This is a genomic window from Streptomyces sp. NPDC052299 (assembly GCF_040679335.1).
GTDB lineage: Bacteria > Actinomycetota > Actinomycetes > Streptomycetales > Streptomycetaceae > Streptomyces.
Genome location: NZ_JBFAUP010000042.1, coordinates 1 through 23,813 on the forward strand (window position 1 = coordinate 1; position 23,813 = coordinate 23,813).

General features: G+C 74.9%; 21 protein-coding genes. 19 read left to right on the forward strand and 2 right to left on the reverse strand.

Annotation, left to right across the window (positions count from 1 at the left end):
• The first annotated feature begins 202 nt into the window (after nucleotides 1-202).
• The 3 genes from AB0L33_RS34690 to AB0L33_RS34700 are packed head-to-tail and all read left to right on the forward strand — an operon-like array spanning nucleotide 203 to nucleotide 2,239.
• Complete coding sequence (locus AB0L33_RS34690) at nucleotides 203-1,036, forward strand: AfsR/SARP family transcriptional regulator (protein WP_365687710.1); 834 nt, start codon at nucleotides 203-205, stop codon at nucleotides 1,034-1,036.
• A gap of 32 nt (nucleotides 1,037-1,068) precedes the next feature.
• Complete coding sequence (locus tag AB0L33_RS34695; RefSeq protein WP_365687711.1) at nucleotides 1,069-1,716, forward strand: ScbR family autoregulator-binding transcription factor; 648 nt, start codon at nucleotides 1,069-1,071, stop codon at nucleotides 1,714-1,716.
• Nucleotide 1,717: 1 nt separating this feature from the next.
• Nucleotides 1,718-2,239, forward strand: a complete 522-nt coding sequence (locus AB0L33_RS34700) for an acyl carrier protein (RefSeq protein ID WP_365687712.1) — start codon at nucleotides 1,718-1,720, stop codon at nucleotides 2,237-2,239.
• Here AB0L33_RS34700 and AB0L33_RS34705 read toward each other — a convergent pair.
• Nucleotides 2,221-3,177, reverse strand: coding sequence for an AfsR/SARP family transcriptional regulator (locus AB0L33_RS34705; RefSeq protein WP_365687714.1), 957 nt, complete (start codon nucleotides 3,175-3,177; stop codon nucleotides 2,221-2,223). The two genes, AB0L33_RS34700 and AB0L33_RS34705, sit on opposite strands and share 19 nt — an antisense overlap.
• 305 nt (nucleotides 3,178-3,482) lie before the next feature.
• Between AB0L33_RS34705 and AB0L33_RS34710 the strand changes: the two genes are divergently transcribed.
• The 6 genes from AB0L33_RS34710 to AB0L33_RS34735 all read left to right on the forward strand — a co-directional run bounded on the left by AB0L33_RS34710 (nucleotide 3,483) and on the right by AB0L33_RS34735 (nucleotide 8,873).
• Nucleotides 3,483-4,304 (forward strand): AfsR/SARP family transcriptional regulator, encoded by an 822-nt coding sequence (locus AB0L33_RS34710; RefSeq protein WP_365687716.1) that lies wholly within the window; start codon nucleotides 3,483-3,485, stop codon nucleotides 4,302-4,304.
• Between the two features lie 94 nt (nucleotides 4,305-4,398).
• Entirely contained in the window at nucleotides 4,399-5,154 is a 756-nt protein-coding gene (locus AB0L33_RS34715; RefSeq protein ID WP_365687719.1) for a thioesterase domain-containing protein, read from the forward strand.
• Nucleotides 5,151-6,416, forward strand: coding sequence for a beta-ketoacyl-[acyl-carrier-protein] synthase family protein (locus tag AB0L33_RS34720; protein ID WP_365687721.1), 1,266 nt, complete (start codon nucleotides 5,151-5,153; stop codon nucleotides 6,414-6,416). Before AB0L33_RS34715 ends, AB0L33_RS34720 begins: the two co-directional genes overlap by 4 nt.
• Complete coding sequence (locus AB0L33_RS34725) at nucleotides 6,413-7,651, forward strand: beta-ketoacyl synthase N-terminal-like domain-containing protein (RefSeq protein ID WP_365687722.1); 1,239 nt, start codon at nucleotides 6,413-6,415, stop codon at nucleotides 7,649-7,651. The genes AB0L33_RS34720 and AB0L33_RS34725 overlap by 4 nt, the downstream gene beginning before the upstream one ends.
• A 58-nt stretch (nucleotides 7,652-7,709) precedes the next feature.
• Complete coding sequence (locus tag AB0L33_RS34730) at nucleotides 7,710-7,973, forward strand: acyl carrier protein (RefSeq protein WP_365687723.1); 264 nt, start codon at nucleotides 7,710-7,712, stop codon at nucleotides 7,971-7,973.
• On the forward strand, nucleotides 7,974-8,873 hold the full coding sequence (locus AB0L33_RS34735) for an MBL fold metallo-hydrolase (RefSeq protein ID WP_365687724.1): 900 nt from the start codon (nucleotides 7,974-7,976) through the stop codon (nucleotides 8,871-8,873).
• 15 nt (nucleotides 8,874-8,888) lie between these two features.
• Here AB0L33_RS34735 and AB0L33_RS34740 read toward each other — a convergent pair whose 3' ends face one another.
• The gene (locus AB0L33_RS34740; protein ID WP_365687725.1) at nucleotides 8,889-9,377 is read right to left on the reverse strand and encodes a nuclear transport factor 2 family protein; all 489 of its coding nucleotides are present in this window, start codon (nucleotides 9,375-9,377) and stop codon (nucleotides 8,889-8,891) included.
• 180 nt (nucleotides 9,378-9,557) lie between these two features.
• On the opposite strand from AB0L33_RS34740, the gene AB0L33_RS34745 reads away from it, so the two are divergent.
• The 10 genes from AB0L33_RS34745 to AB0L33_RS34790 all read left to right on the forward strand — a co-directional run.
• On the forward strand, nucleotides 9,558-11,141 hold the full coding sequence (locus AB0L33_RS34745) for a class I adenylate-forming enzyme family protein (protein ID WP_365687726.1): 1,584 nt from the start codon (nucleotides 9,558-9,560) through the stop codon (nucleotides 11,139-11,141).
• A gap of 49 nt (nucleotides 11,142-11,190) precedes the next feature.
• Nucleotides 11,191-12,903, forward strand: coding sequence for an FAD-dependent oxidoreductase (locus tag AB0L33_RS34750; RefSeq protein WP_365687727.1), 1,713 nt, complete (start codon nucleotides 11,191-11,193; stop codon nucleotides 12,901-12,903).
• Entirely contained in the window at nucleotides 12,900-13,694 is a 795-nt protein-coding gene (locus tag AB0L33_RS34755; RefSeq protein WP_365687729.1) for an SDR family NAD(P)-dependent oxidoreductase, read from the forward strand. The genes AB0L33_RS34750 and AB0L33_RS34755 overlap by 4 nt, the downstream gene beginning before the upstream one ends.
• 61 nt (nucleotides 13,695-13,755) lie before the next feature.
• Nucleotides 13,756-14,712, forward strand: a complete 957-nt coding sequence (locus tag AB0L33_RS34760) for an aromatase/cyclase (protein WP_365687731.1) — start codon at nucleotides 13,756-13,758, stop codon at nucleotides 14,710-14,712.
• 151 nt (nucleotides 14,713-14,863) lie between these two features.
• Nucleotides 14,864-16,630 (forward strand): acyl-CoA dehydrogenase, encoded by a 1,767-nt coding sequence (locus AB0L33_RS34765; RefSeq protein WP_365687732.1) that lies wholly within the window; start codon nucleotides 14,864-14,866, stop codon nucleotides 16,628-16,630.
• 25 nt (nucleotides 16,631-16,655) lie between these two features.
• On the forward strand, nucleotides 16,656-17,486 hold the full coding sequence (locus AB0L33_RS34770) for a 4'-phosphopantetheinyl transferase superfamily protein (protein WP_365687733.1): 831 nt from the start codon (nucleotides 16,656-16,658) through the stop codon (nucleotides 17,484-17,486).
• Nucleotides 17,487-17,765: 279 nt separating this feature from the next.
• The gene (locus AB0L33_RS34775; protein ID WP_365687735.1) at nucleotides 17,766-19,829 is read left to right on the forward strand and encodes a condensation domain-containing protein; all 2,064 of its coding nucleotides are present in this window, start codon (nucleotides 17,766-17,768) and stop codon (nucleotides 19,827-19,829) included.
• 47 nt (nucleotides 19,830-19,876) lie between these two features.
• Nucleotides 19,877-21,088, forward strand: coding sequence for a methionine adenosyltransferase (gene metK / locus AB0L33_RS34780; protein ID WP_365687736.1), 1,212 nt, complete (start codon nucleotides 19,877-19,879; stop codon nucleotides 21,086-21,088).
• A gap of 32 nt (nucleotides 21,089-21,120) precedes the next feature.
• Entirely contained in the window at nucleotides 21,121-22,104 is a 984-nt protein-coding gene (locus AB0L33_RS34785) for a carbohydrate kinase family protein (RefSeq protein ID WP_365687737.1), read from the forward strand.
• Nucleotides 22,101-23,813, forward strand: a 1,713-nt coding sequence (locus AB0L33_RS34790) for a homocysteine S-methyltransferase family protein (RefSeq protein WP_365687738.1), incomplete at its 3' end; no start/stop codon positions are given. The genes AB0L33_RS34785 and AB0L33_RS34790, both read left to right, overlap by 4 nt.

Consider the following 23,813-nt stretch of genomic DNA (forward strand, 5'->3'; position numbering starts at 1 on the left):
CGAGACGCGCGAGGTCCTGATCGCCTCGCTCGCGATGCTCCGCACCAAGCACGCCGACCTGCCGGCCCGCAAGCACGGCAACCCCCCGCAGTAGAGGCCTCCTGGAGCTTCCTTGTAAACAGGGCACGCGGTTTGGTATTGACAAACCGCGTGCCCTGTTTTTAGCTTCGCTGATGACGCATGCGTGAAGAGGGGGAGCACCGTGGACATCCAAGTACTGGGCGCGCTGGTCGTCACCGAGGGCGGGATCTCGGTCACCCCGACCGCGCCGAAGGCCCGGCAGGTGCTGGCGCTCCTGGCCGTGCACGCCGACCGTGTCGTCTCCGTGCCCGACCTGATCGAGGAGCTGTGGGGCGAGAACCCGCCGCGCAGCGCCCGTACCACCTTGCAGACCTACGTGTTGCAGGTGCGCGAGCTCATCGCCGCGGCCCTGGAACGCGCCCCGGGCGACGCCTCGTCGCGCACCGCCAAGGACGTCCTGGTCACCGCCCCCGGCGGATACATGCTGGACACCTCGGGCGGCACCGTGGACGTCCGCGAGTTCGAGCGGCTGGCCGGCAGCGGCTACCGCACGGGCGACGCGGGCGACTTCCGGCGCGCCGCACGCGAACTGCGGGAGGCGCTCGCGCTGTGGACCGGCTCCGCCCTCGTGGACGTACGGACGGGGCCGCGGCTGGACATGGAGATCCGGCGCCTGGAGGAGACCTGGCTGTGCGCCCTCGACCAGCGCATCGACGCCGACCTGCGCCTCGGCCGCCACCGCGAGCTGCTGAGCGAACTCACGGTCCTGGTCAGCCGCTACCGCACGCACGAGAACCTGCACGCCCACTACATGGTCGCCCTGCACCGCTCCGGCCGGCGCAGCGAAGCGCTGGACGCCTACCACCGGCTGCGGACCAGGCTCGTCGGTGAGCTGGGGCTCGAGCCATCCGCAGGGCTGCAACGACTGCAGCGCTCCATTCTGAAGGCCGGGTCCGCACCGGCACCCGGGACGGCCGCCGCCGACACCGGCGAGCGGCTGACCCAGGTCGGCTGAGCGCAAGGGCCACACGGTCCTGGGAGGGCGACATGCAGGAGAGGTCGGAACGCACCAGGCGCCGGCTCGTCGACGCGGCGGCGGAGCTGTTCACCCGGAGCGGCTACGCGAGCGCCACGCTCGGCCAGATCGCCGCCGCCGCGGGCGTGACCAAGGGCGCGCTGTACTTCCACTTCCCGTCGAAAGAGGCGCTGGCCGACGCGGTGGCGCTGCACGGCCGCACCCTGCTCCGGGAGTTCCTGGACGAGCGGCACGCCACCGGCGACGGGCCGGTGCAGCACCTCATCGATCTGACGCACTGGCTGACCCTGGCCCGACGCGAGGACCCGGTCGTCCGGGCCGCGTTCCGGCTGGCCGACGACGGTGTGACCGCGCCGGCCGGCACCGGCGGACTGCGCCGGGCATGGCTCACCGAGGCCGGGCGCCTGCTGGGTGAGGCCGAGGCGGCCGGGGAGCTGAGCGCGGACGCCCGGGGCGACGGCGCCGAGGCGCTGCTCGCCGCCCTGCTGTACGGGATGGCGCCGCCCGGTGCGGACCGGCCCGCCGGGGCCGGGCCCCGGCCGGAGGGCGGCGGGGCGCTGTGGCAGCTGCTGCTGCCGGTGCTCGTGGGCCCCGGACGGGCCGGCCGCTACCGCACGGCGCCGCCACGGTCCCGCGCCGAGGCCGTGCGGGCCGCGTGACATGGCAGCCGCCCCCGCCGATGTCCTGGCCACGCTGATCGGCCTGCTGGCCGACGTCACCCGGCGCGACGCGTGCACCCTGCACCCCTGGCAGCCGTTCCCGGAGATCGGGCTGGACTCGCTGCTCGGCACGGAGTTCGTGGCGACCGTCAACGCCCGCTTCGGCACCGCCATCAAGGGCGCGGCCGTCCTGGACCACCCCAGCCTCGAGGCGTTCGCCCTGCACGTGGCCCGGGAGACGCGGCGCGCGACGGCTCCCGCACCCGCCGCCGCCCCGGCCGCGCCGCCGTGCCGTCCGCTGCCGTCGGCCGACGAGCTGCGCGAGGAGCTGGCGCAGGTGCTGGCCTGCGATCCGTGGGACCTGGACCCGTGCACCCCGTTCAGCGATCTGGGCGTCGACGCCCGGGCGGGCGCCGAGTTCATGACGGCGGTCAACCGGCTGTACGGGCTACGGGAGCGGGCCGTCGTCCTCCACGACCACCCGGACCTCACCGCGCTCGCCGCTCACCTCGCCACCGCCTGAGGGCCCGCCGCCGCGTTCAGCCGGCGGACCAGCTCCAGCTGCTGCCTGCCCAGCTCGTCCACCCGGCGGCGCAGCCGGTCCAGTTCGTCCAGGACGCCGGGGGCCACGGGTGCGGCCAGGCCGGGGGAGTGGGTGAGCACCGACTCCAGGCGGCCGCGCAGCGCCGGGCCCGGTTCGATGCCGAGGGCGGCGACCAGGCGGCGCCGGGCCCGCTCGTACACACCGATGGCCTCCGCCTGGCGGCCGCTGCGGTACAGGGCCACCATGAGCAGGTCGTAGAAGCGCTCGCGCAGCGGGTGGTCGGCGGTCAGCCGTTCCAGGTCGCCGATGCACTCGCCGTGCCGCTCGCAACGCAGCCGCGCCTCGTACAGAGCCTCCAGCGTGGTGAGCCGCATCTCGTCCAGCCGGTCGGCCTCCGCCGCGCACACCGGCCCCCTGCGGCAGTCCTGCAACGCGGGGCCGCGCCACAGCTCCAGGGCGCCGTGCAGGATTTGCGCCGCCCGTGCCGGATCGGTGGCGACGGCCGCCCGCCCTTCCGACGAGCGCCGGGTGAAGCGCTGGACGTCGGTGGAGGCGCCGCCCAGGTCGAGCAGGTAGCCCGTCGGCAGGGTGCTGATCCAGGCGTGGCCGTAGTCGCCGGGTGAGGGCAGCAGCCGCCGCAGCCGGGCCACATGGGCCTGCAGGGCGTTCGCCGCGTTCCCCGGAGGCGCCCCGTCCGCCCCGTCCCACAGCTCCGCCGCGAGCCGGTCCACGTCGAGGAGCACCCCGGCGTGGGTGACGAACGCGGCGAGCAGCGCGCGCTGCTTGGAGCCGGCCGGGACGATGTCCGCGCCCTCGGTGGCGTCGTGCACCATGACCGGTCCCAGCAGCCGGAATTCCACGGGGCTGTTCGCTGCGGGCCGCGCCGCCTCCGGGCGCGGAGTGGCGAGGACGCTCATCGGGTGGCTCCCCCTCGGAATCCGGTCACGGCATGGACGGTAACGACCACCCGATGGCCGGGGGAGACCCCCCGAGCGCCCCTCCAGTCGTCGTCTGCGTGTTCTTGAGGCGGCCCTCCGGGGCCCGCAATCCGGCCGCAACGCCTGCTTGGAAAGCTGCTCGAACGCCGATCGAGAGAATGAGGCGCACGGTGTACCCGGGGCTAGCGTGCCTGGCGCCGACGGCTTTCGGCCACGGGGGCGAAGGCGCCGGCGCACGCGATCACGGCCGGGTCCACCCCCGGCCGGTCCTTGGGGAGGCCACCGTGCGAATACAGGTTCTGGGTCCGTTGAGCGCCGAGGTCAACGGGATGTCGATCGTGCCCACGGCGGGCAAGCCGCGACAGCTCCTCGCGCTGCTCGCCTTCCACCCGGGCCGTGTCGTGCCCGTGCCCACCCTCATGGAAGAGATCTGGGGCAGCAACTCGCCGCAGAGCGCCATGACCACCCTGCAGACCTACATCCTCCAGTTACGCCGCCGGCTCGGCACCGCCATGGGGCCCGATACCCCCGGCGCTGCCAAGGAGGTCCTGGCCACCCGACACGGCGGCTATCTGCTCCAGATCCCGCCGGACGCCGTCGACGTGCACCGTTACGAGGAGCTGGTCACGGCCGGGCGCGGCGCCTTCGACCGGGGCGAGGACGCCCGGGCCTCGTCGCTGTTCGGCGAGGCGCTGGCCATGTGGCAGGGCTCCGCGCTGGTCGACGTACGGCTGGGTCCCGTCCTCGACATCGAGGTGATGCGGCTGGAGGAGTCCCGTCTGGTCACCGTCGAGCGGCGCATCGACGCGGACCTGCGCTGCGGCCGGCACACCGAGGTCCTGGCCGAGCTCACCGACCTGATCATGCGTCACCCCCAGCACGAGGGGCTGCACTCGCAGGCGATGGTCGCCCTCTACCGGTCGGGCCGCCAGGCCACCGCCCTCGACGTCTACCGCAGGCTGAGGCTCCGTCTCGTGGAGGAGCTGGGCGTGGAGCCGTCACCGCAGATGCAGCGGCTGCACCGGGCCATGCTCACCGTCGACCCCGCCCTCGACGTGCTCAGCGGGCCGCGCGGACTGTCCACGTTCGATCTGTACGCGGCCTGAGCCCAGGTCCAGCGCCGTTCGAGCGGGCGTTGCCAGGCTGCGGTCGGGGAGGGCCCAGGCCGAGGGCCCGGACTCCTACGCGAGAGGACGGCCCATGTCCGACGAACGGCCCGTACGGCTCCACTGCTTCGCGCACGCCGGAGCGGGCGTCTCCGCCTTCTACGGCTGGGGCCCGCGCCTCGGCCCCGGCGTCGAGACCGTGCCGCACCTGCTGGCCGGCCGCGAACGCAGGCGTTCCGAGCCGCGCCTGACCCGCCCCGCCGACCTGCTCGCCGACCAGCTGCCCCGCTTCACCGGGGAGGGCGGCGAAGCCCCGTTCATCCTGTACGGGCACAGCCTCGGCGCCCTCGTCGCGTACAGCGTCACCCGGGCCCTGCACGAAGCGGGGCTTCCGGTCCCGGCGCTGCTCGTCGTCGGCGCCTGCCCCCCGCCCGACGAGCTGTCGGCCCTGGCCGACCAGTGCCGGGCGGGCGACGAGGAGCTGCTGCGCCTGCTCGGCGAGGCGGGCGCGCTGCCCGCGCGCGCCCGGCCCGGCGACTTCTGGCACCAGGCCGTCCTGCCGGTGCTCCGCGACGACCTCGTCCTCGCCCACGAGCTGCGGACGGCCGCCCGCGAACCCTCCCCGGCCGGGCCGATCACGATCCCCGTCCTCGCGGTGGCCGGTGCCGAAGACCCGCTGGCGCGGCCCGAAGCCATGGCGCGGTGGCGCGCCTGGACCACCGGCCCCTTCGCGGTCCGCACCGTGCCCGGCGACCACTTCTTCCTGCGGGGCCACGACCTGCCCCGTCTGGTGGGCCGCGCCGCACGCGTGGTGCGCCGGCTCGCCCCGCAGCCGGCGGGCGTCCGATGAGGCGGGCCGTCATCACCGGCATCGGGGTGGTCGCCCCGGGAGGCACCGGTACCGCCGCGTTCTGGTCGCTGCTGACGGAGGGCCGTACCGCCACCCGTCGCATCACCCGCTTCGACGCCACGTCGTTCCGGTCCCGGATCGCCGCCGAGGCGGACTTCGATCCCGCCCACCACGGCTTCGACGCCGCCGATGCCCACCGCCTGGACCGGGTCGCGCAGTTCGCGCTCACCGCCGCCCGCGAGGCCGTCGCCGACAGCGGCCTCGACCTGGCGGCCGGGGGTGAGCGCACCGGCGTCTCCCTGGGCACCGCGGTCGGTTGCAGCAGCGGGCTCGACGAGGTGTACGCGCACGTCAGCGAGGGCGGCGAGCACTGGCTGCTGGACCCGGCCCGCGCGGAGGAACGGCTCGGGGACTACCTCGTGCCGAGCTCCGTGGCCGCCGAGGTCGCCCGGGACGCCGGGGCGCTCGGCCCCGTCGCCGTCGTCTCCACCGGGTGCACCTCCGGCCTGGACTCGCTCGGGCACGCCGCGGAGCTCATCCGCGAGGGCAGCGCCGATGTGATGCTGGCCGGTGCGTCCGAGGCGCCGATCACCCCGATCACCCTGGCCTCCTTCGACGCGATCCGGGCCACCTCGGCGCGCAACGACGAGCCGGAGACCGCCTCGCGCCCCTTCGACCGGACCCGGGGCGGCTTCGTGCTCGGCGAGGGCAGCGCCGTACTCGTGCTGGAGGAGTACACGCACGCGGTACGCAGGGGGGCGCACGTGTACGCGGAGATCGCGGGGTTCGCCAGCCGCTCGAACGCGTACCACATGACCGGACTGCGCCTGGACGGGCGGGAGATGGCCGAGGCCGTCCGTATCGCCCTGGACGAGGCGCGACTCGACCCGGCCGCCGTGGACTACGTCAACGCGCACGGCTCGGGCACGAAGCAGAACGACAAGCACGAGACGGCGGCCTTCAAGGCGAGCCTGGGCGAGCACGCCTACCGGGTGCCCGTCAGCTCCATCAAGTCGATGATCGGGCACTCGCTCGGCGCGATCGGCTCCCTGGAGATCGCCGCGTGCGCGCTGGCCATCGAGCACGACACGGTGCCGCCCACCGCCAATCTGCACGAGCCCGACCCGAGCTGCGACCTCGACTACGTGCCGCTCGTCGCCCGGGAGCAGCGCACCGACACCGTCCTCAGCGTCGGCAGCGGATTCGGCGGCTTCCAGAGCGCGATGGTGCTCACCGCACCCCGGACGGAGGCGCACCGATGACCGCCCCCGCACCCGTCCGCACCGCGACCGCGGCCGTCACCGGCATCGGCGTCGCCGCACCCGGCGGCGTCGGCACCGAGACCTGGTGGTCGGCGGTCCTGCGCGGGCACCGCGCCATCGGTCCCGTCACCCGGTTCGACGCCTCCGGCTACCCGGCCGTCCTCGCCGGTGAGGTCACCGGCTTCGAGGACGCGGCGCACGTCCCGGGCAAGCTGCTGCCGCAGACCGACCGGGTGACGCGGCTGGCCCTCGCGGCGGCGGCCGAGGCCATCGGGGACGCGGACATCGACCCGTCGGCCCTGCCCGAGTACGGCATGGGCGTCGTCACCGCCAACGGGGCGGGCGGCTTCGAATTCGGCCAGCGCGAACTGCAGGAGCTGTGGAGCAAGGGCAGCCGGTACGTCGGCGCCTTCCAGTCCTTCGCCTGGTTCTACGCCGCCAACTCCGGGCAGATCTCGATCCGGCACGGCCTGCGCGGCCCCAGCGGTGTCGTCGTCTCCGAGCAGGCGGGCGGCCTCGACGCGATGGCCCAGGCCCGGCGCCAGCTGCGCAAGGGCGGCCGGGCCGTCCTCACCGGCGGCTTCGACGCGACGGTGTGTCCGTGGGGCTTCACCGCCCATCTGGCCGCCGGGGGCCTGAGCGTCCGGCGCGACCCGGCCGACGCCTATCTGCCGTTCTCCGCCGACGCCTCCGGGCACGTCGTGGGGGAGGGCGGCGCCCTGCTCGTCGTGGAGGACGGCGACGCCGCGCACGCCAGGGGCGCCCGCGTCCTCGGCACCGTCGAGGGCTGCGCCGCCACCTTCGACCCCGCACCCGGCCGCGGCGCGCCCCGCCTGCTCGACGCCGCACGCCTCGCCCTCGCCGACGCCGGGGTCGACGCGGCGGACGTGGACGTGGTCTTCGCGGACGCCGCCGGGGACCGGGACGCCGACCGCGCCGAGGCCGCCGCGCTCACCGCCCTCTTCGGCCCGTACGGGGTGCCGGTGACGGCCCCGAAGTCGCTGTTCGGGCGCCTCGGTTCGGGCGGATCGGCCCTCGATCTGGCGGCGGCCCTGCTCGCCCTGCGCGACCAGGTCGTCCCGCCGGGGGCGCCGGTCGGACGGCTCGCCGACGACTGCCCGGTGGACCTCGTGACCGGCGCGCCACGCCCGGCACGGCTGCGGCACGCGCTGGTCCTCGCCCGGGGCCGGGGCGGCTTCAACGCGGCGGCCGTGGTGCGCGCGCCCCGCGCGTGAGCGCCGTACACCTCTGACGCACCACCCAGACGCACACCCGTACCAGGAGGGGAACACCGTGGACCGCCTGCACCTGACCGACCTTGCCGCCCTGCTGCGCGACGCCGCCGGGAGTGACGAGGGCGTGCCGCTGGACGAGGCCGCCCAGGACACCCTCTTCCTCGACCTGGGCTACGACTCGCTGGCCCTGCTCCAGGTCACCGGCGTCATCGAGCGCGACCACGACGTGGCGCTGGACGAGGAGGCGCTGGACGAGGCGCAGACCCCGCGCGCGTACCTCGACCTCGTCAACGAGGCGCTGACCGCCCGGTCGGCGGCCTGAATGACGGACGGCCGGCTCACCGAGATCGCCGACGGCGTCCATGCCCACGTCCAGGGCGACGGTGGCTGGTGCCTGAACAACTCCGGGCTGCTCGCCGACGGCGGTGAGAGCGCCCTGGTCGACACCGTCGCCACCCTGGACCGGGCCCGCGCCCTGCGCGCCCGGGTCCTGGCGGTGACGGCCGGTCCGCCCCGCTACCTGGTCAACACGCACTTCCACGGCGATCACACCTTCGGCAACTGCGTCTTCCCGGAGGCGGTCGTCGTCGGGCAGGCGCGGGCCAGGGACGAGGCCGCCGCGGCGGGGCTGCATCTGACGGGGCTCTGGCCCGAAGTGCGCTGGGGGGACCTGGAGGTCGTCGTCCCGCAGGTCACCTTCGAGGAGCGGATGACGCTGTACGTGGGGGAGCTGCGGGCCGAACTCCTGCACGTGGGGCCCGCGCACACCTGCGGCGACACCGTGGTGTGGCTGCCCGGGCCGCGCGTCCTGTTCGCCGGTGACGTGGTGATGAACGGCGTCACCCCGTTCTGCCCGATGGGCTCGGTCAGCGGCTCCCTGCGCGCCCTCGCCGCGCTGCGCGCCCTGGAACCGCTCACGGTCGTCCCCGGCCACGGTCCCGTCGGTGGCCCGGAACTCCTCGACGCCGACGCGGGATACTTCCGCCGCCTCCAGGAGCTCGCCCGCGAGGGCGTCGCCGCCGGACTGACCCCGTACGACCTCGCCCGGGAGGCGGGGCCCGGCCCCTACGCGGGGCTCCTGGACTCCGAGCGCCTGGTGCCCAATCTGCACCGGGCCTACGCGGAGGAGCGCGGCGCCCTCCCGGGCGCGCCCCTCGACATCGGGGCGCTGTTCCAGGAGATGGCGCGGTACCACGGCGGCCTGCCGGTCTGCCGCGCCTGACGCACCGCGCCTCCCTCAGACGAGCACCGGGGCCGGGTGGCCGGCCGTGAGGTCGTCCCGCGACACCACGCGGCTGCGGACCCGCAACCGGCCCCGGCAGCGCACCAGTTCGTCCGCCATCACACAGAACCGGGACACCGCCGGAACGCCGCCGCGCGCCGTCGCGAAGACCAGGGCGTAGGCGCGGGTGTGCAGGACGCCGCCGGGGCGGACGTCCACGTCGAGCATGCCGATCCAGTGCCGCAGCTGCCCGCCCTCGCGTTCCTGACGGGCCCGGTTGCGGCGGACGTTGGCGGCCAGCTCCGCGCGCCCGTGCACCGGGCTGTCCAGCGTGGGCACGCTGAACACGGAGTCCTCGGTGAAGGTGGCGGCCCAGCGCTCCGCCTCGTGCCGGTCGAAGAGCTGCATCTGGTGGGCGTAGAACTGCTGCACCTCGGCGTACAGCGCACCGAAGTCCGAGGTGTCCGGCGCGTGTCCGGCGAGGTGCGTGGTGTCGGCCGTCATCGTGTCTTCCTTCTCATCCGCAGGGGGTCTTCGGGCGGTTCTCCGGGTGGTTCTCGGGTGGTTCTCTCTCACCTTCCGTGGTGGTGATCGAGCGCTCTTCAAAGATTCCTCAAGCGCACCGGCGGAGGGTGAAGGCAATCCGGAGGTAAAGGCCGCCGGTGACGACGGAAGGGGACCCCGGTGCGCGAAACCCCGTACAGCGACCTCCCGGTGGACGGACTGCTGCGCCGCGCCGCGCGGCGCGACCCCGACGGCACCGCCGTGCGCACCGCGACCCGGGTGCTGCGCTTCGCCGAACTCGACGCCTACGCGGACCGCATCGCCGGCTGGCTCTCCTCGGCGGGCGCCGGCCGCGGCACCCGGGTCGGGGTCACCCACGCCCTGACCCCGGAGTTCGCCGCCGCGTACCACGGGGTCATGCGGGCCGGGGCCACCGTCGTCCTGGTCAATCCGCTGCTCCCGCCGGAGGGGCTGCACCACGTGCTCGGCACCTCGGGCGCCGAGATCGTCCTCGCGCCGGCCGCCACCGCCGCGCCCCTCACGCGGATCGCGCCCCGGTTGCCCGCCCTGCGCACCGTCGTGGTCGTGGACGCCCCCGACGGGCGGGCGCCCGCCGGGACCGTGCCCCTGCACGAGCTGATCGCCGGGGCGCGGCCGTACGCCGGGCCCGCCGCCTCGCCGGACGAGGTGGCGTGCGTGCAGTTCACCACCGGGACCACCGGCGCCCCCAAGGGCGTCCTGCTGACCCATCGCAACGTGGTCGCCAACGCCTGGCAGACCGCCGACGCGCACGGCCTGTCCGACGCCTCGGTGACCCTCAACCACCTGCCCCTCTACCACGTCATGCACCTCAACTCGGCCCTGTACGCCGGCGCCTGCCAGGTCCTCTGCCAGGACCCCGACCCCTTCGCGTCGCTCCGCGCCGCCGCCGACGCGGGGGCCACGCACTACTACGGGCTGCCCGCCCGGCTGCACGCCCTGGCCGCCGACGGACGCCTGGCGGCGGGCGGCGCGCCGGACGGGCTGCGGCTCACCGCCGTGCTGTCCGGCGGGTCGGCGCTGCGACCGCAGGCGGCGCGCGTCCTGGAGGAACGGCTCGGCGTGCCGGTCATCCAGGGCTACGGCATGGCGGAGCTGTCCCCGCTGACGCACAGCCAGCGGCCCGGCCACTACCGCCCCGGCACCGTCGGCTCCGTCGTCGCGGACACCGAGTGCCGCGTCGTGGACCTGACGACCCGGCGCCCGCTCGGCCCCTGGGCGGTCGGCGAGGTCCTGGTGCGCGGGCCCCAGTTGATGGCCGGATACCTGGGCGAGGCGCACCCCGCCCGGGTGGACGCGGACGGCTTCTTCGCCACCGGCGACGTCGGCCGCCTGGACGACGAGGGCAACCTGACCCTGGTCGACCGGCTCGCCGACGTCTTCAAGTACGACAACGAGATCGTCTCGCCCAGCCGCATCGAGCGGATACTCGCCGACGACCCCCGGGTCGCCGACTGCCTGGTCGCGGACTGGCCCGACGCCGAGCACGGCGCCCTGGTGTGGGCCGGGATCGTGCTGCGCGAGGACGCCGAGCCGGCCGGCGACCCGTACGGCCATGGCGTCCTCGACGTGCTCGACGCGATCACCGAACGCGCCAACGACCGCCTCGGCCGCTTCGAGCAGATCCGCTTCGCCGAGGCGATCGACACCGTGCCGCGCACGCCCACCGGCAAGCCCCGGCGCCGCGCCGTACGGCAGAAGCTGCGCGCCAGCGCCGCCCTGTGACCGACCGACCCCGACCCTCTGTCCCGCCACCCACCCCGGGAGACCGACCATGGTGAACTCCGGCACGGAGCCGGCCGTCCCGCCGCAGGTGCTGATCGCGGGTGCCGGCCCCGTCGGCCTGACCGCCGCCCACGAACTGGCCCGCCGCGGCCTGCGGGTCCGCCTGATCGACGCGGCCCCCGGCCCCGCGCGCACCAGCCGCGCCGTCGCCACCCACCCGCGCACCCTGGAGACGTACGACCAGATGGGCGTCGTGGACGCCATGCTCGCCCGGGGCCGCCGGAACGCCGCCTTCACGATGTACGCCGAGGGCCGCCGCCTGGTCCGTCTCCAGGCCGACTACGCGTCGATGCCCACCGCGTACCCCTTCACGCTCGTCATCGGCCAGACCGACACGGAAGCGGTGCTGCGCGAGGCGGTGGCCCGGCTCGGCGTCGACATCGAGTGGGGCGTCCGGCTCACCGGCCTCGACCAGCACCCGGACGGGGTGCGCGTCACCCTGGAGGACGCCGACGGCACCCGGCACACCACGGACGCCTCCTGGCTGATCGGGTGCGACGGCGGCCACAGCACCGTCCGCAAGCTCCTCGGCCTCGAACTCGCCGGGACCAGCAGCGAGACGTGGATGCTCGCCGACGTGCCCGTCACCATGGACCTGCCGCCCGACACCATCTACTGGGCGCACACCGGCGGGCGGGCCCTGATGATGGTCCCGTACGCCCGCGAGGGCCACTGGCGCCTCCTCGACACCGTCCCGGACCACGGTGCGGAGGGCGTCGAGGAACGCCTCGGCGCGACGCTGTCCAAGGGCCTGGGCCGCCCGGTCACCGTCGGCCGCAGCGAGTGGACGTCCGTCTTCACGTTCCAGCAGCGCAGGGTCGACCGGATGCGGGAGGGGCGGGTCTTCGTCGCGGGCGACGCCGCCCATGTGCACAGCCCCGCCTCGGGCCAGGGCATGAACACCGGCATCCAGGAGGCGTACAACCTGGCCTGGAAGATCGCCCAGGTCGAACAGGGCCACGCGGCGGACCGGCTGCTCGACAGCTACGGCGCCGAGCGCGTGCCCATCGGCGCCGCCCTCCTCGACTCGACCCGCACCGCCACCGTCCTCGTGCAGTTGAAGAACCTGCTCGCGGCCGCCGTGCTGCCCGTCGTCTTCACCGTCGTGCGCAACGTCACCCCGCTGCGCCGCGCCATCCAGCGCAAGGTCCTCGGCGGGATGTCCGGACTGCGCATCGGCTACGGCGCGTCCCCGCTCACCACCGCCGGGACCGCCGCCACCGGGCCCGCCCCGGGCGGCCGGGCCCGGGCCGTCGCGCTGGACGGCCTGGAGCCCACGGTGCGCGAGGCATTCGCCGGCGAACTGCGGGACGTGCGGTGGAGCCTGCTCCTCGGGGCGGGCGGCACCGGCCCGGGCGACGTGCCCGTGGGCGTCGCCGTCACCGCGGCCGCCCAGTACGCCGAATGGCTCTCCGTGCGCACCCTCGGCGGCCGCGCCGACGGCTCCGAAGGCCCCGCACCGCTCGCCGACCCCGGCGCCGCGCTGCGCACCGCGCTCGGCCTGCGCCCCGGCTCCTGGCTCCTCGTGCGCCCCGACGGATACGTCGCCGCACGCGGGCCCGTGCTCAGCAGGACCGCGCTGGACCGGGCGCTCGCCCCCGTCGGGCCGTCCGCCCCGCTCGCGCTGCCGGCCCGGCCGGAGCCGCGCGCCGTCCCCGTATCCCTGGCCACGACGAACACGACGAAGGAGCACCGCCCATGACCGCCACCTCCGAGACCCGTCCCGTCGCCCTGGTGACCGGCGGCACGAGCGGCATCGGCCTGGAAGTGGTCCGTACGCTCGGCCGCGCCGGACACCGCGTCTTCCTCTGCGCCCGCACCGACGCGGCCGTCAAGGAGACCGTCGACGCCCTGCGCGACGAGGGCCTGGAGGTCTCCGGGCAGGCCGCCGACGTGCGCTCCCGCGAGGACGTCGCCGCCCTGGTGCGCGCCGCCGTCACCGCGTACGGGCCGCTCACCGTCCTCGTCAACAACGCAGGCCGCAGCGGGGGAGGCGTGACCGCCGAGCTCACCGACGAGCTCTGGTACGACGTCATCGACACCAACCTCAACAGCGTGTTCCTGGTGACCCGCGAGGCCCTGGCGAACGGCGGGCTCCAGGACGCCGCCGCCCGGGGCCGGATCATCAACATCGCCTCCACCGCCGGCAAGCAGGGCGTCCTGCTCGGCGCCCCGTACAGCGCCTCCAAGCACGGCGTCGTCGGCTTCACCAAGGCGCTCGGCCGCGAGCTGGCGCCGACCGGCGTCACCGTCAACGCCGTCTGCCCCGGCTACGTCGAGACGGCGATGGCCCAGCGGGTGCGCGCGGGCTACGCCGCCGCCTGGGACACCACCGACGAGGACGTCCTCGCCCGGTTCGAGGCGAAGATCCCCCTCGGGCGCTACTCCACGCCGGAGGAGGTCGCGGGCCTGGTCGGCTACCTGGCGTCCGGGCCCGCCGCCTCCATCACGGCGCAGGCCCTCAACGTCTGCGGCGGCCTGGGCAACTTCTGACCCTCCCGGACCGCCCGCGCCGCGCGGGCGGGATCACGAACAACCGAGAAAGAGGTGTGTGGTGTCGGACGTACGTGTGCACCGGACGAGGCACAGTGTCGACGTGGACGCCCAGCCGGGCGTCGTCTACGGGCTGATCGCGGACGCCGAGCGCTGGCCGCTGTTCTTCCCGCCCAACGTGCACGTGGAGCGCCTGGAGTTCGACGGCCGCGACGAGCGGCTGCGCATGTGGGCGACCGCCAACGGCGACGTGCGGTCCTGGCTCTCCGAGCGGGCCCAGGACCCGGCGGCGCGCCGCATCACCTTCCGGCAGACCCGGCCGCAGGCCCCGGTCGAGACCATGGAGGGCACCTGGATCGTCGAGGAGCGTCCCGGCGGCGGGACCCGGCTGGTCCTGCTGCACGACTTCACCGTCGCCGGGGACCGTTTCGAGGACGTGCGCTGGGTCGAGACCGCCTGCGACACCAACTCCCGGGCGGAGCTGGCCAGTCTGAAGGGGATCGCGGAGCGGTGGACCCAGCTGGACGACCTCGTCCTGTCCTTCGAGGACTCGGTGCGCGTCCACGGCCCCGCCGAGCTGGTGTACGACTTCCTGTACCGCGTCGGCGACTGGCCCGAGCTGGTCCCGCACGTCTCCCGCCTCGACTTCACCGAGCCCGCCCCCGGCGTCCAGGTCATGGCCATGGACACCGTCACCGCCGACGGCAGCACGCACACCACCGAGTCCGTCCGCATCTGCTTCCCGCACGCCGGGCGCATCGTCTACAAGCAGACCGCCACCCCCGCCCTCATGGAGGCGCACACCGGCGAGTGGTCCGTGGTGCCCGACGCGACCGGCGTCACCGTCGTCTCCCAGCACACCGTCGTCCTCCGCGAGAGCGCCGTCGAACGGGTGCTGGGCACGGGCGCCGGGCTGCCCGAGGCCCGCCGCTACGTACGCCAGGCGCTGGGCCGCAACTCCACGGCCACGCTCGACCTGGCGAAGCGTCACGCGGAGACCGCGATCCGCGTGCTGTGACGGTGGCCCGGCCCCGCCGCAAGGCTCCCGGACCGGCCGTGGAGCGGTTCCCCAGCCGTTCTCCACCGCGTCACGAGCGGCCGCCCGCAGGGTCGAGCCACGCCCACCCGCACCCCGTGCCCGTACGACGAAGGAGGCGGACGCCGCCGTCATGAGCACCCTCGCAGAGATCCCCGGGCGCCCCGCCCCCTCCCCTTCCCCCGCCCCCGGCCGCGCGGACACGGACGCCCTCGACCGGGCGCGACGCCTGGAAGCACGGCTCGGCGACCCCTACGACCCCGCCAACCCGCACGGGCTCGCCGCCCTGTTCGACGCCGACGCCCGCAGCACCCCGCCCGAGGCGACCGAGGCGCTGCTCAGCCGGGAAGGGCTCGGCGCCGAATTCGTGCCCGTCGCCCTCGGCGGCCGGCTGACCCGCGCCGATCTGCTGGCCCGGGCGGTGCGTCCGGTGTTCCGGCGCGACGTGGGGCTCGGCATGGGCCACGGCCTCATCTCCCTCTTCGCGGCGGGCGCCGTGTGGGCGGCCGGGGACGAGGCACAGCGCGGCGCGACCGCCCGCCTGCTGCTGGGCGGCGGCCGGATCGCGATCCTGCACCACGAACTCGCCCACGCCAACGCCATCCTGCGCCACGAGTTCACCGCCCGCCCGGCCCCCGGCGGACGCCTGATCAGCGGCCGCAAGGACGTCATCCTCAACGCGTCGCGCGCCGACCTCCACGTCGTCTACGCCCGCACCGACGAGGCCCCCGGCCCGCGCAGCCACTCCGTCCTGCTGCTCGACCCGGCCGGACAGGACCCGGCACACCTGCGCCACCTGCCCCGGGTGGAGAGCTCCGGGATGCGCGGGGCCCTCTTCTCCGGCCTGGAGTTCGCCGGGCTGCCCGTGCCCGAGGACGCGCTCGTCGGCCATCCCGGCGACGGGGCCGGCATCGCCCTGCGTGCCTTCCAGGTGAACCGGAGCCTGATCTGCGGGCTCGTCACCGCCGCCGCCGGAACGGTCCTGCACTCCGCGGCGCGCGCCGCGACGGAGGGCCGCGCGAACGGGGTCGCCCGGCGCTGGCACAAGCCGCTCACCGGGGTCTTCGCCGACCTCCTGGCCTGCGACGCGATGTCCACCACCGTCCTGCGCGCCCTCAGCCTGCTGCCCGCGAGCGCCCACCTCTTCGCCGCCGCCGTCAAATACGTGGTGCCCGAACTGCTGCGGGAGAACCTGGAAGAGCTCGCCACGGTCCTCGGTGCCCGCGGCTACGACCACACGAACCCCGCGTACGGGGCGCTCGGCAAGCTCAGCCGCGACCTGCCCGTCGCCGGGCTCGGGCACGCCGGATCCGCCTCCTGCCAGTCGGTCCTGGTGCCGCAGCTGCGCGGCCTCGCCGAACGCTCCTGGTTCGCCGAACCGGAGCCGCCCGCAGAGCTGTTCACCGCGGACGCGGAGCTGCCCCACCTGGACTACCGGCTCCTCGGCATCGCGGGCGGCGGCGACTTCATGGCCGCCTCGCTCGTCGCCACCGCCGAACGGCTCGCCCCGCTCCGCGAGACCGGCGGGCACACCGGCGCGCTGGCCGGGCTCGCCGAGGCGTTCGCCACCGAGCTGCGCGGGCTGCGCGCCCAGTGCCGCCGCATCCCGCCCGGCCCCGACGCCCTCGCCGACCCGGCCGTCGTCCGGCTCAGCGACCGCTACAGCCGGATCGTCGGCGCCGCGGCCGTGCTCGCCGTCTGGGAGGGCCAGGACGGCGCCGACCCGTTCCTCGCCGACCCCGCCTGGGCCGTGCTCGCCCTCACCAGGGCCGGGCAGCGCCTCGGCATCCCCGTGCCCGCCCTGCCCGACGGCGTCCAGGACCAGATGCTCGCCGAGCTGATCCGCCGTCACGGCCAGGGCCTGGGCTATGACCTCGACGCGCTCCCGTACGCACCGTGACCCCCGGCGCCCAGGAAGGCAGGCCATGACGAGCATCCCCGCGCCCGGTGCCGGGCGGATCAGCGCACCCCTCCACGTCGCGGGGCCCGGCGCGCCCTGGCACCTGGTGCGCGAGGCCATGGACCGGCACGGCAACGCCGTCGTCCACACCACCTGGGGCGAGTGGCTGGGGGCGGCCGTCACCCAGCCGGCGCTGCGCCAACTGCTCGGCGGCGACTGGCAGCGCTACCGGCGCACCCAGGACCCCACGCTCCGCTACCGGTTCCTCGCCTCCCGCCTCGTCACCAAGTACACGGCGGCCGCCGCCCTGCGCACCGGACCGGCCGAGCTCGACCTCGCGTACCGGATCGGCGGCCGGCCGTATCTGCGCAGCCTCGACCAGATCGACGTGAGCCTCACCCACACCGAGGACGTGATCGCCGTCGGCATCAGCCGCAACGGCCGGATCGGCGTCGACGTCGAACCCGCCACCCGGCCCATGTCCTACGACCTGCTCCAGGGACACGTGCTGACGCCCGCCGAGCGCGGGTCGCTGGAACACCTCCCGGACGACGAGCGGGCGGCGCGGCTGCTGCGTCTGTGGACGCTCAAGGAGGCGTACACCAAGGCGCTCGGGCAGGGACTGCGGCTCGACTTCACCGAATTCGGCTTCGCCGAGGGCGGCGGCGAACTGCTCGCGCCCGACGGCCGGCTCGCCGCCGACGGGGAATGGGCCTTCGACACCCACCGGGTCCTGGGCGGGCGGTACATGCTCAGCGTCGCCTGCCACGACACCGGCCTGGCCGCCTCCGCCGACACCACGGTCCGCACCATGCTCGACACGGGATTCGCGGGGGCGGTCACCGAACTGCTCTGAATCGTGTCCCGCTCGGCCCCGCGTCCAGTCCCGCTGGAGGAAGACGCGGGGCCTTCGCATGCCCGCGTACGGTACGGAACCGGTCGCCTCCCCGACGGAAGCCTGCGGGACCACGGCGCCCCACCACCGGACCACCGCCGTGTCAGTGCCGTGTCGGTCCCGTGTGGGCGGGCCCTCGCATACTCGTTCCGCAATCGCCGACAGAGGGGAGGGAGGGGGTCTCCCGCATGCGCGCCGCAGCCGGTCCGCCGCGCTCCCGCATGCGTGCCCCGCAGGACGATGACCACCGACCACTCCTCGCACACCACCCCCGCCCGGGCCACCCCCGGCGGCCCGATGACCGTCGTCCTCGACCTCACCGGCCAGGACCCGGCCGCACCGCCCGTCCTGGAGCTGCGCGGCCCCGTGGACCCGCACCGCGTCGAGGCCGCCCTCGACCGCCTGGCCCGGCTCGGCACGCGCCCCGCCCCCGCCTGGCGGCCCTGCCTGGAGCCCGCCGACGACGGACACCACACCCTGCGCCTGACCCCGGGCGGGCCGTGGCCCGGCGACACGCCCTTCCCGGCCGGGCTCCTCGCGGACCTGCTCACCGTCACGGAGAGCGGCCCCGGGCCCGCACCCCGGATCGAGCCGACGCCACTGCAACGCGAACTCCTCGCGGACGCGGACGCGCACCCCGGCACCGAGGGCTGGTGCGAACAGCTCGCGGTCACCTGGTCCGGGCCGCTCGACCCGGAACGGCTCGCCGCCGCCTGGCAGTCCGTCGCCGAACGGGAGAGCGTGCTGCGGGCCGCCTTCGAGGAGGGGCCCGAGCCGTGGATCGTCTGCCACGAGGGCGCCGGGCCCGAAGTGCTGCGCTTCCCGCACGGCAGCGTCGACTGGCAGGCGCTGGTCGAGGCCGACCGGCGCCGGGGCCTCGACCCGCGCCGCCCGGGACCGCTGCGCGTCACCTTCCTGGGCGGCGGCCCGGACGCGGCCGGCAGCACCCGCGTCCTGCTGAGCTTCCACCCCGCGCTCCTCGACGACTGGAGCGTGCGGCTGCTTCTGCACGAGTTCTACCGCGCCTACCTGGCGGGCGGTGAGCTGCCCGGCGGCGCCCGCCGCCCCGACCTCGGCGACTACACGCGCTGGCTCGCCGCCCAGGACACCGCCCCGGCCCGAGAGTTCTGGCGCGACGCCCCGCCCGGCCCCGCCACCTGTCCGCCCGCCGGTGACGGCACCGGCCAGGTCCGCGCCCGGATCACGCCCGAGGAGAGCGAACGGCTCGCCGCGTGGGCGGGCGGCCTCGGCTGCCCGGAGAGCAGCGCCCTGCACGCCGTGTGGGCGCTGGCCCTCTACCGGGCCGGCGGCCACGAGGGCGCGGCCGACATCAGCTTCAGCGCGGCGGTCTCCGGCCGGGGCATCCTCTTCGACGGCGTCGAACGGCTGCCCGCCGCCCTGCGCAACCCGCTGCCGATGACCGCGGGCGTCAACCCGTACGCCCCGCTCGCCGAACTCCCGGCCCGCCTGCGCGACCAGGCCCTGGACGTGTCCGGGTACGAATGGGTGTCGGAGGGGCGCATCCGGTCCTGGACCCGCCCCGGCGGCTCCGCGTCCCCGGCCGCCGTCCCGCGCACCGGGAGCCTCGTCGTCTTCGAGAACCGGCCGCGCCCGCCCGGCGACCTCGCACCGGCGCTCGCCGCGCTGGGCGTCCGCGTCAGCACCCCCGACACGCTGGGGGCGCGCACCGGATTCCCGCTCACGCTCGTCGCCCACCGGGACGACGAGGGGGGCCTCGTGCTCACCGCCACCTGTCTCGGGACGGGCCTCGCCCAGGCCGAGGACCTGCTCACCAGGACCGCGCACGCCCTGCGGGAACTGCCGCGCACGGCGACGCCCGTGACGACGGTCGGCGGGGCGCTCGCGCTCCTCGCGGCACCGCCGGACCGGGTGCCGCGCGGCCGGCCGGGTGCCCGGCGCGCGGCCGCCCTGACGGAGCTGCGCCCCGCCGCTCACCCCGGCACCGGCACCGTCTGCCTGGTCCGGGCGCCGGGGACCCCACTGTCCGCGCTGACCCGGGTCGCCTACGCCTACCGGGGGCCGGAGGCCGTGGTGCTGCTGCGGCCGCCGCCGTACGCGGACGCCTCGGCGCCGGCCGCCGATGCCGTGGCGGGGGCGCTCGCCGACCTCGGCGGGCCCCTCGTGCTCGGCGCGTTCTGCGGGGGCGGCGAGCGTGCCCACGCGCTCGCCGGGCAACTCGTCGCTGCCGGTGCCAGGCCGCCCGGAGTGGTCCTCACCGGCACCGCCACCCCGGCCGGGGCCTTCGCCCACACCCTCGAAGCGGTGGTCCGCCGCATCCGGTGACCGCCGCGGTCACCGTCAACCGCCCCACCTCACATCTCAGGAGAGTCATGACGACACGTCTGTTCACCTCGGAGTCCGTGACCGAGGGACACCCCGACAAGATCGCCGACCAGATCAGCGACGCGATCCTGGACGCGCTCCTCGCCCAGGACCCCGGCTCCCGCGTCGCGGTCGAGACCCTGATCACGACCGGACAGGTCCACATCGCGGGCGAGGTGACGACGTCGGCGTACGCGGACGTGCCGGGCATCGTGCGCCGGACCATCCTCGACATCGGCTACGACTCCTCCGCCAAGGGCTTCGACGGCACCTCCTGCGGCGTCTCCGTCTCCATCGGCGCGCAGTCCCCGGACATCGCGCAGGGCGTCGACACGGCGTACGAGAAGCGCGTCGACGGCTCCGGCGACGACACGCTCGACCAGCAGGGCGCCGGCGACCAGGGGATCATGTTCGGCTACGCCTGCGACGAGACGCCGAGCCTGATGCCGCTGCCGATCGACCTGGCGCACCGGCTCTCGCGGCGCCTCACCGAGGTCCGCAAGAACGGCACCGTCCCCTACCTGCGCCCCGACGGCAAGACCCAGGTCACGATCGGCTACCTGGGCAGCCGCCCGGTGCGCCTGGACACGGTCGTCGTCTCCAGCCAGCACGCCGCGGACATCGACCTCGACGGCCTGCTGGCCCCGGACATCCGCGAGCACGTCGTGGAGCACGTCCTGAACGAGCTCGCCGACAAGGGCATCAAGCTGGAGACCGACGACTACCGGCTCCTGGTCAACCCGACCGGCCGCTTCGAGATCGGCGGCCCGATGGGCGACGCAGGCCTCACCGGCCGCAAGATCATCATCGACACGTACGGGGGCTACGCCCGGCACGGCGGCGGCGCCTTCTCCGGCAAGGACCCGTCGAAGGTGGACCGCTCGGCGGCGTACGCGACGCGCTGGGTCGCCAAGAACGTCGTCGCCGCCGGCCTCGCCACCCGCTGCGAGGTCCAGGTCGCGTACGCGATCGGCAAGGCCGAGCCGGTCGGCCTCTTCGTGGAGACCTTCGGCACCGCGAAGGTCGCGCAGGCCCGGATCGAGAGCGCCATCCGCGAGGTCTTCGACCTCCGCCCGGCCGCCGTCATCCGCGACCTGGACCTGCTGCGCCCCGTCTACCGGCAGACCGCCGCCTACGGGCACTTCGGCCGCGAGCTGCCCGACTTCACCTGGGAGCGCACCGACCGCGTCGAGCAGCTCAAGGCCGCCGCCGGTCTCTGACCGGCGTCCAGTCGAGAGGGACAGGAGTTCGTATGCGTATCGCGGTGACAGGCTCCATCGCCACCGACCACCTGATGGTCTTCCCGGGCCGGTTCGCGGACCAGCTCATCGCCGACCAGCTCGCCCATGTGTCGCTCTCGTTCCTCGTGGACGACCTGGAGGTGCGGCGCGGCGGAGTGGCGGCCAACATCGCCTTCGGGCTCGGCTCGCTCGGACTGGACCCGCTGCTGGTCGGCGCCGTCGGCAGCGACTTCGCCACGTACGAGGTGTGGCTCAAGGAGCACGGCGTCGACACCGGTGCGGTGCGCGTGAGCGACGAGCGGCAGACCGCCCGTTTCTCGTGCATCACCGACCAGGACGACAACCAGATCGCGGCGTTCTACGCGGGCGCCATGGCGGAGGCCCGGGAGATCGACCTGACGGCCGAGGCGGCCCGGGCCGGGGGCGTCGGCTTCGTCCTCGTCGCCCCCGACGACCCGGCCGCCATGCTGCGGCACACCGCGGCCTGCCGGACCCTCGGCGTCCCCTTCGCCGCCGACCCCTCCCAGCAGCTCGCCCGCCTCGGCGGCGACGAGGTGCGCGAGCTGGTCGACGGCGCCCGGTGGCTGTTCACCAACGAGTACGAGGCGGCGCTCCTGCTGGAACGCGCCTCCTGGGACCGCGACGACGTGCTCGGCCGCGTCGGCTCCTGGGTCACCACGCTCGGCGCGCGGGGCGTCCGCGTCGAGAGCGCCGGTGCCCCCGCCCTGACCGTGCCGGGCATCGCGGGCGTCGAGACGGCCGACCCGACCGGGGTGGGCGACGCGTTCCGCTCCGGCTTCCTCGCCGCCACCGTCCGCGGCGCCGCCCCGGAGCAGGCGGCGCAACTGGGCTGCGCGGTCGCCTCGCTGGCCCTGGCCGCCGTGGGGTCCCAGGCGTACGAGCCGGAGCCCGGGCGCCTGCTGGACATCCTGCGGCGGCAGTACGGTTCCGAGGCGGCGGACGCGCTCGCCCCCGTTCTGGGCGGTGCGTCGTGACCGCGGGGGAGCGGGTCGCCGCGCTCCGGGACGCGCTCGCCACCCGGGTGGTGGTGGCGGACGGCGCGATGGGCACCATGCTCCAGGCCCAGGACCCGACCCTCGAGGACTTCCAGCAGCTGGAGGGGTGCAACGAGGTCCTCAACGTGACCCGCCCCGACATCGTCCGCTCGGTCCACGAGGCGTACTTCGCCGTCGGCGTGGACTGCGTCGAGACGAACACCTTCGGGGCCAACACGGCGGCGCTCGGCGAGTACGACATTCCCGAGCGGGTGCACGAGCTGTCGGAGGCCGGGGCGCGCATCGCCCGCGAGGTCGCCGACGAGTACACCGCCTCCACCGGTGAGCAGCGCTGGGTCCTCGGCTCCATGGGCCCGGGCACCAAGCTGCCCTCGCTCGGTCACATCCGGTACGCCACGATCCGGGACGGCTTCCAGGCGAACGCCGAGGGGCTGCTCGCCGGCGGCGCCGACGCGCTGATCGTGGAGACGACGCAGGACCTCCTCCAGACGAAGGCGGGGCTGGTCGGCGCACGCCGCGCGATGGACGCCACGGGGGTCCGGGTCCCGCTGATCTGCTCGCTCGCCTTCGAGACGACCGGGACGATGCTCCTCGGTTCGGACATCGGCGCGGCGCTGACGGTCCTGGAACCGCTGGGCATCGACCTCATCGGCCTGAACTGCTCGACCGGCCCGGCCGAGATGACCGAGCACCTGCGCCACCTGGCCCGCCACTCGGCGACCCCGCTGATGTGCATGCCCAACGCCGGTCTGCCGGTGCTGGGCGCGGACGGCGCCTACTTCCCGCTCGGGCCCGACGGTCTGGCGGACGCGCAGCAGGCGTTCGTACGGGACTACTCCCTGTCGCTGGTGGGCGGCTGTTGCGGGACGACGCCGGACCACCTGCGGGCGGTGGTGGAGCGGGTGCGGGGCGCCGTGCCGCCGGACCGCACCCCGCAGCCGGAGCCGGGCGCCGCCTCGCTCTACCAGACGGTGCCGTTCCGCCAGGACACGGCGTATCTGGCGATCGGTGAGCGTACGAACGCCAACGGGTCGAAGAAGTTCCGCGAGGCCATGCTCGAAGGCCGCTGGGACGACTGCGTGGAGATGGCCAGGGAGCAGGTCCGCGAGGGTGCGCACATGCTGGACCTGTGCGTGGACTACGTGGGCCGCGACGGGGTCGCCGACATGGACGAGCTCGCGGGGCGTCTCGGGACCGCGTCGACGCTGCCGATCGTGCTGGACTCCACCGAGGTGGACGTGTTGCGCACCGGCCTGGAACGGCTGGGCGGGCGGGCCGTCGTCAACTCGGTCAATTACGAGGACGGTGATGGTCCGGAGTCGCGTTTCGCGAAGGTGACGGGGCTGGCGGCAGAGCACGGTGCCGCGTTGATCGCGCTGACGATCGATGAGGAGGGGCAGGCCCGTACGGCCGAGCACAAGGTGGCCGTCGCGGAGCGGCTGATCGCGGACCTGACCGGCAACTGGGGCATTCAGGAGTCGGACATCCTCATCGACACCCTGACGTTCACGATCTGCACGGGGCAGGAGGAGTCGCGGAAGGACGGGGTCGCCACCATCGAGGCGATCCGGGAGCTGAAGAAGCGTCACCCCAACGTGCAGACGACGCTGGGTCTGTCGAACATCTCCTTCGGTCTGAATCCGGCCGCGCGTGTGGTGCTGAACTCGGTCTTCCTGGACGAGTGCGTG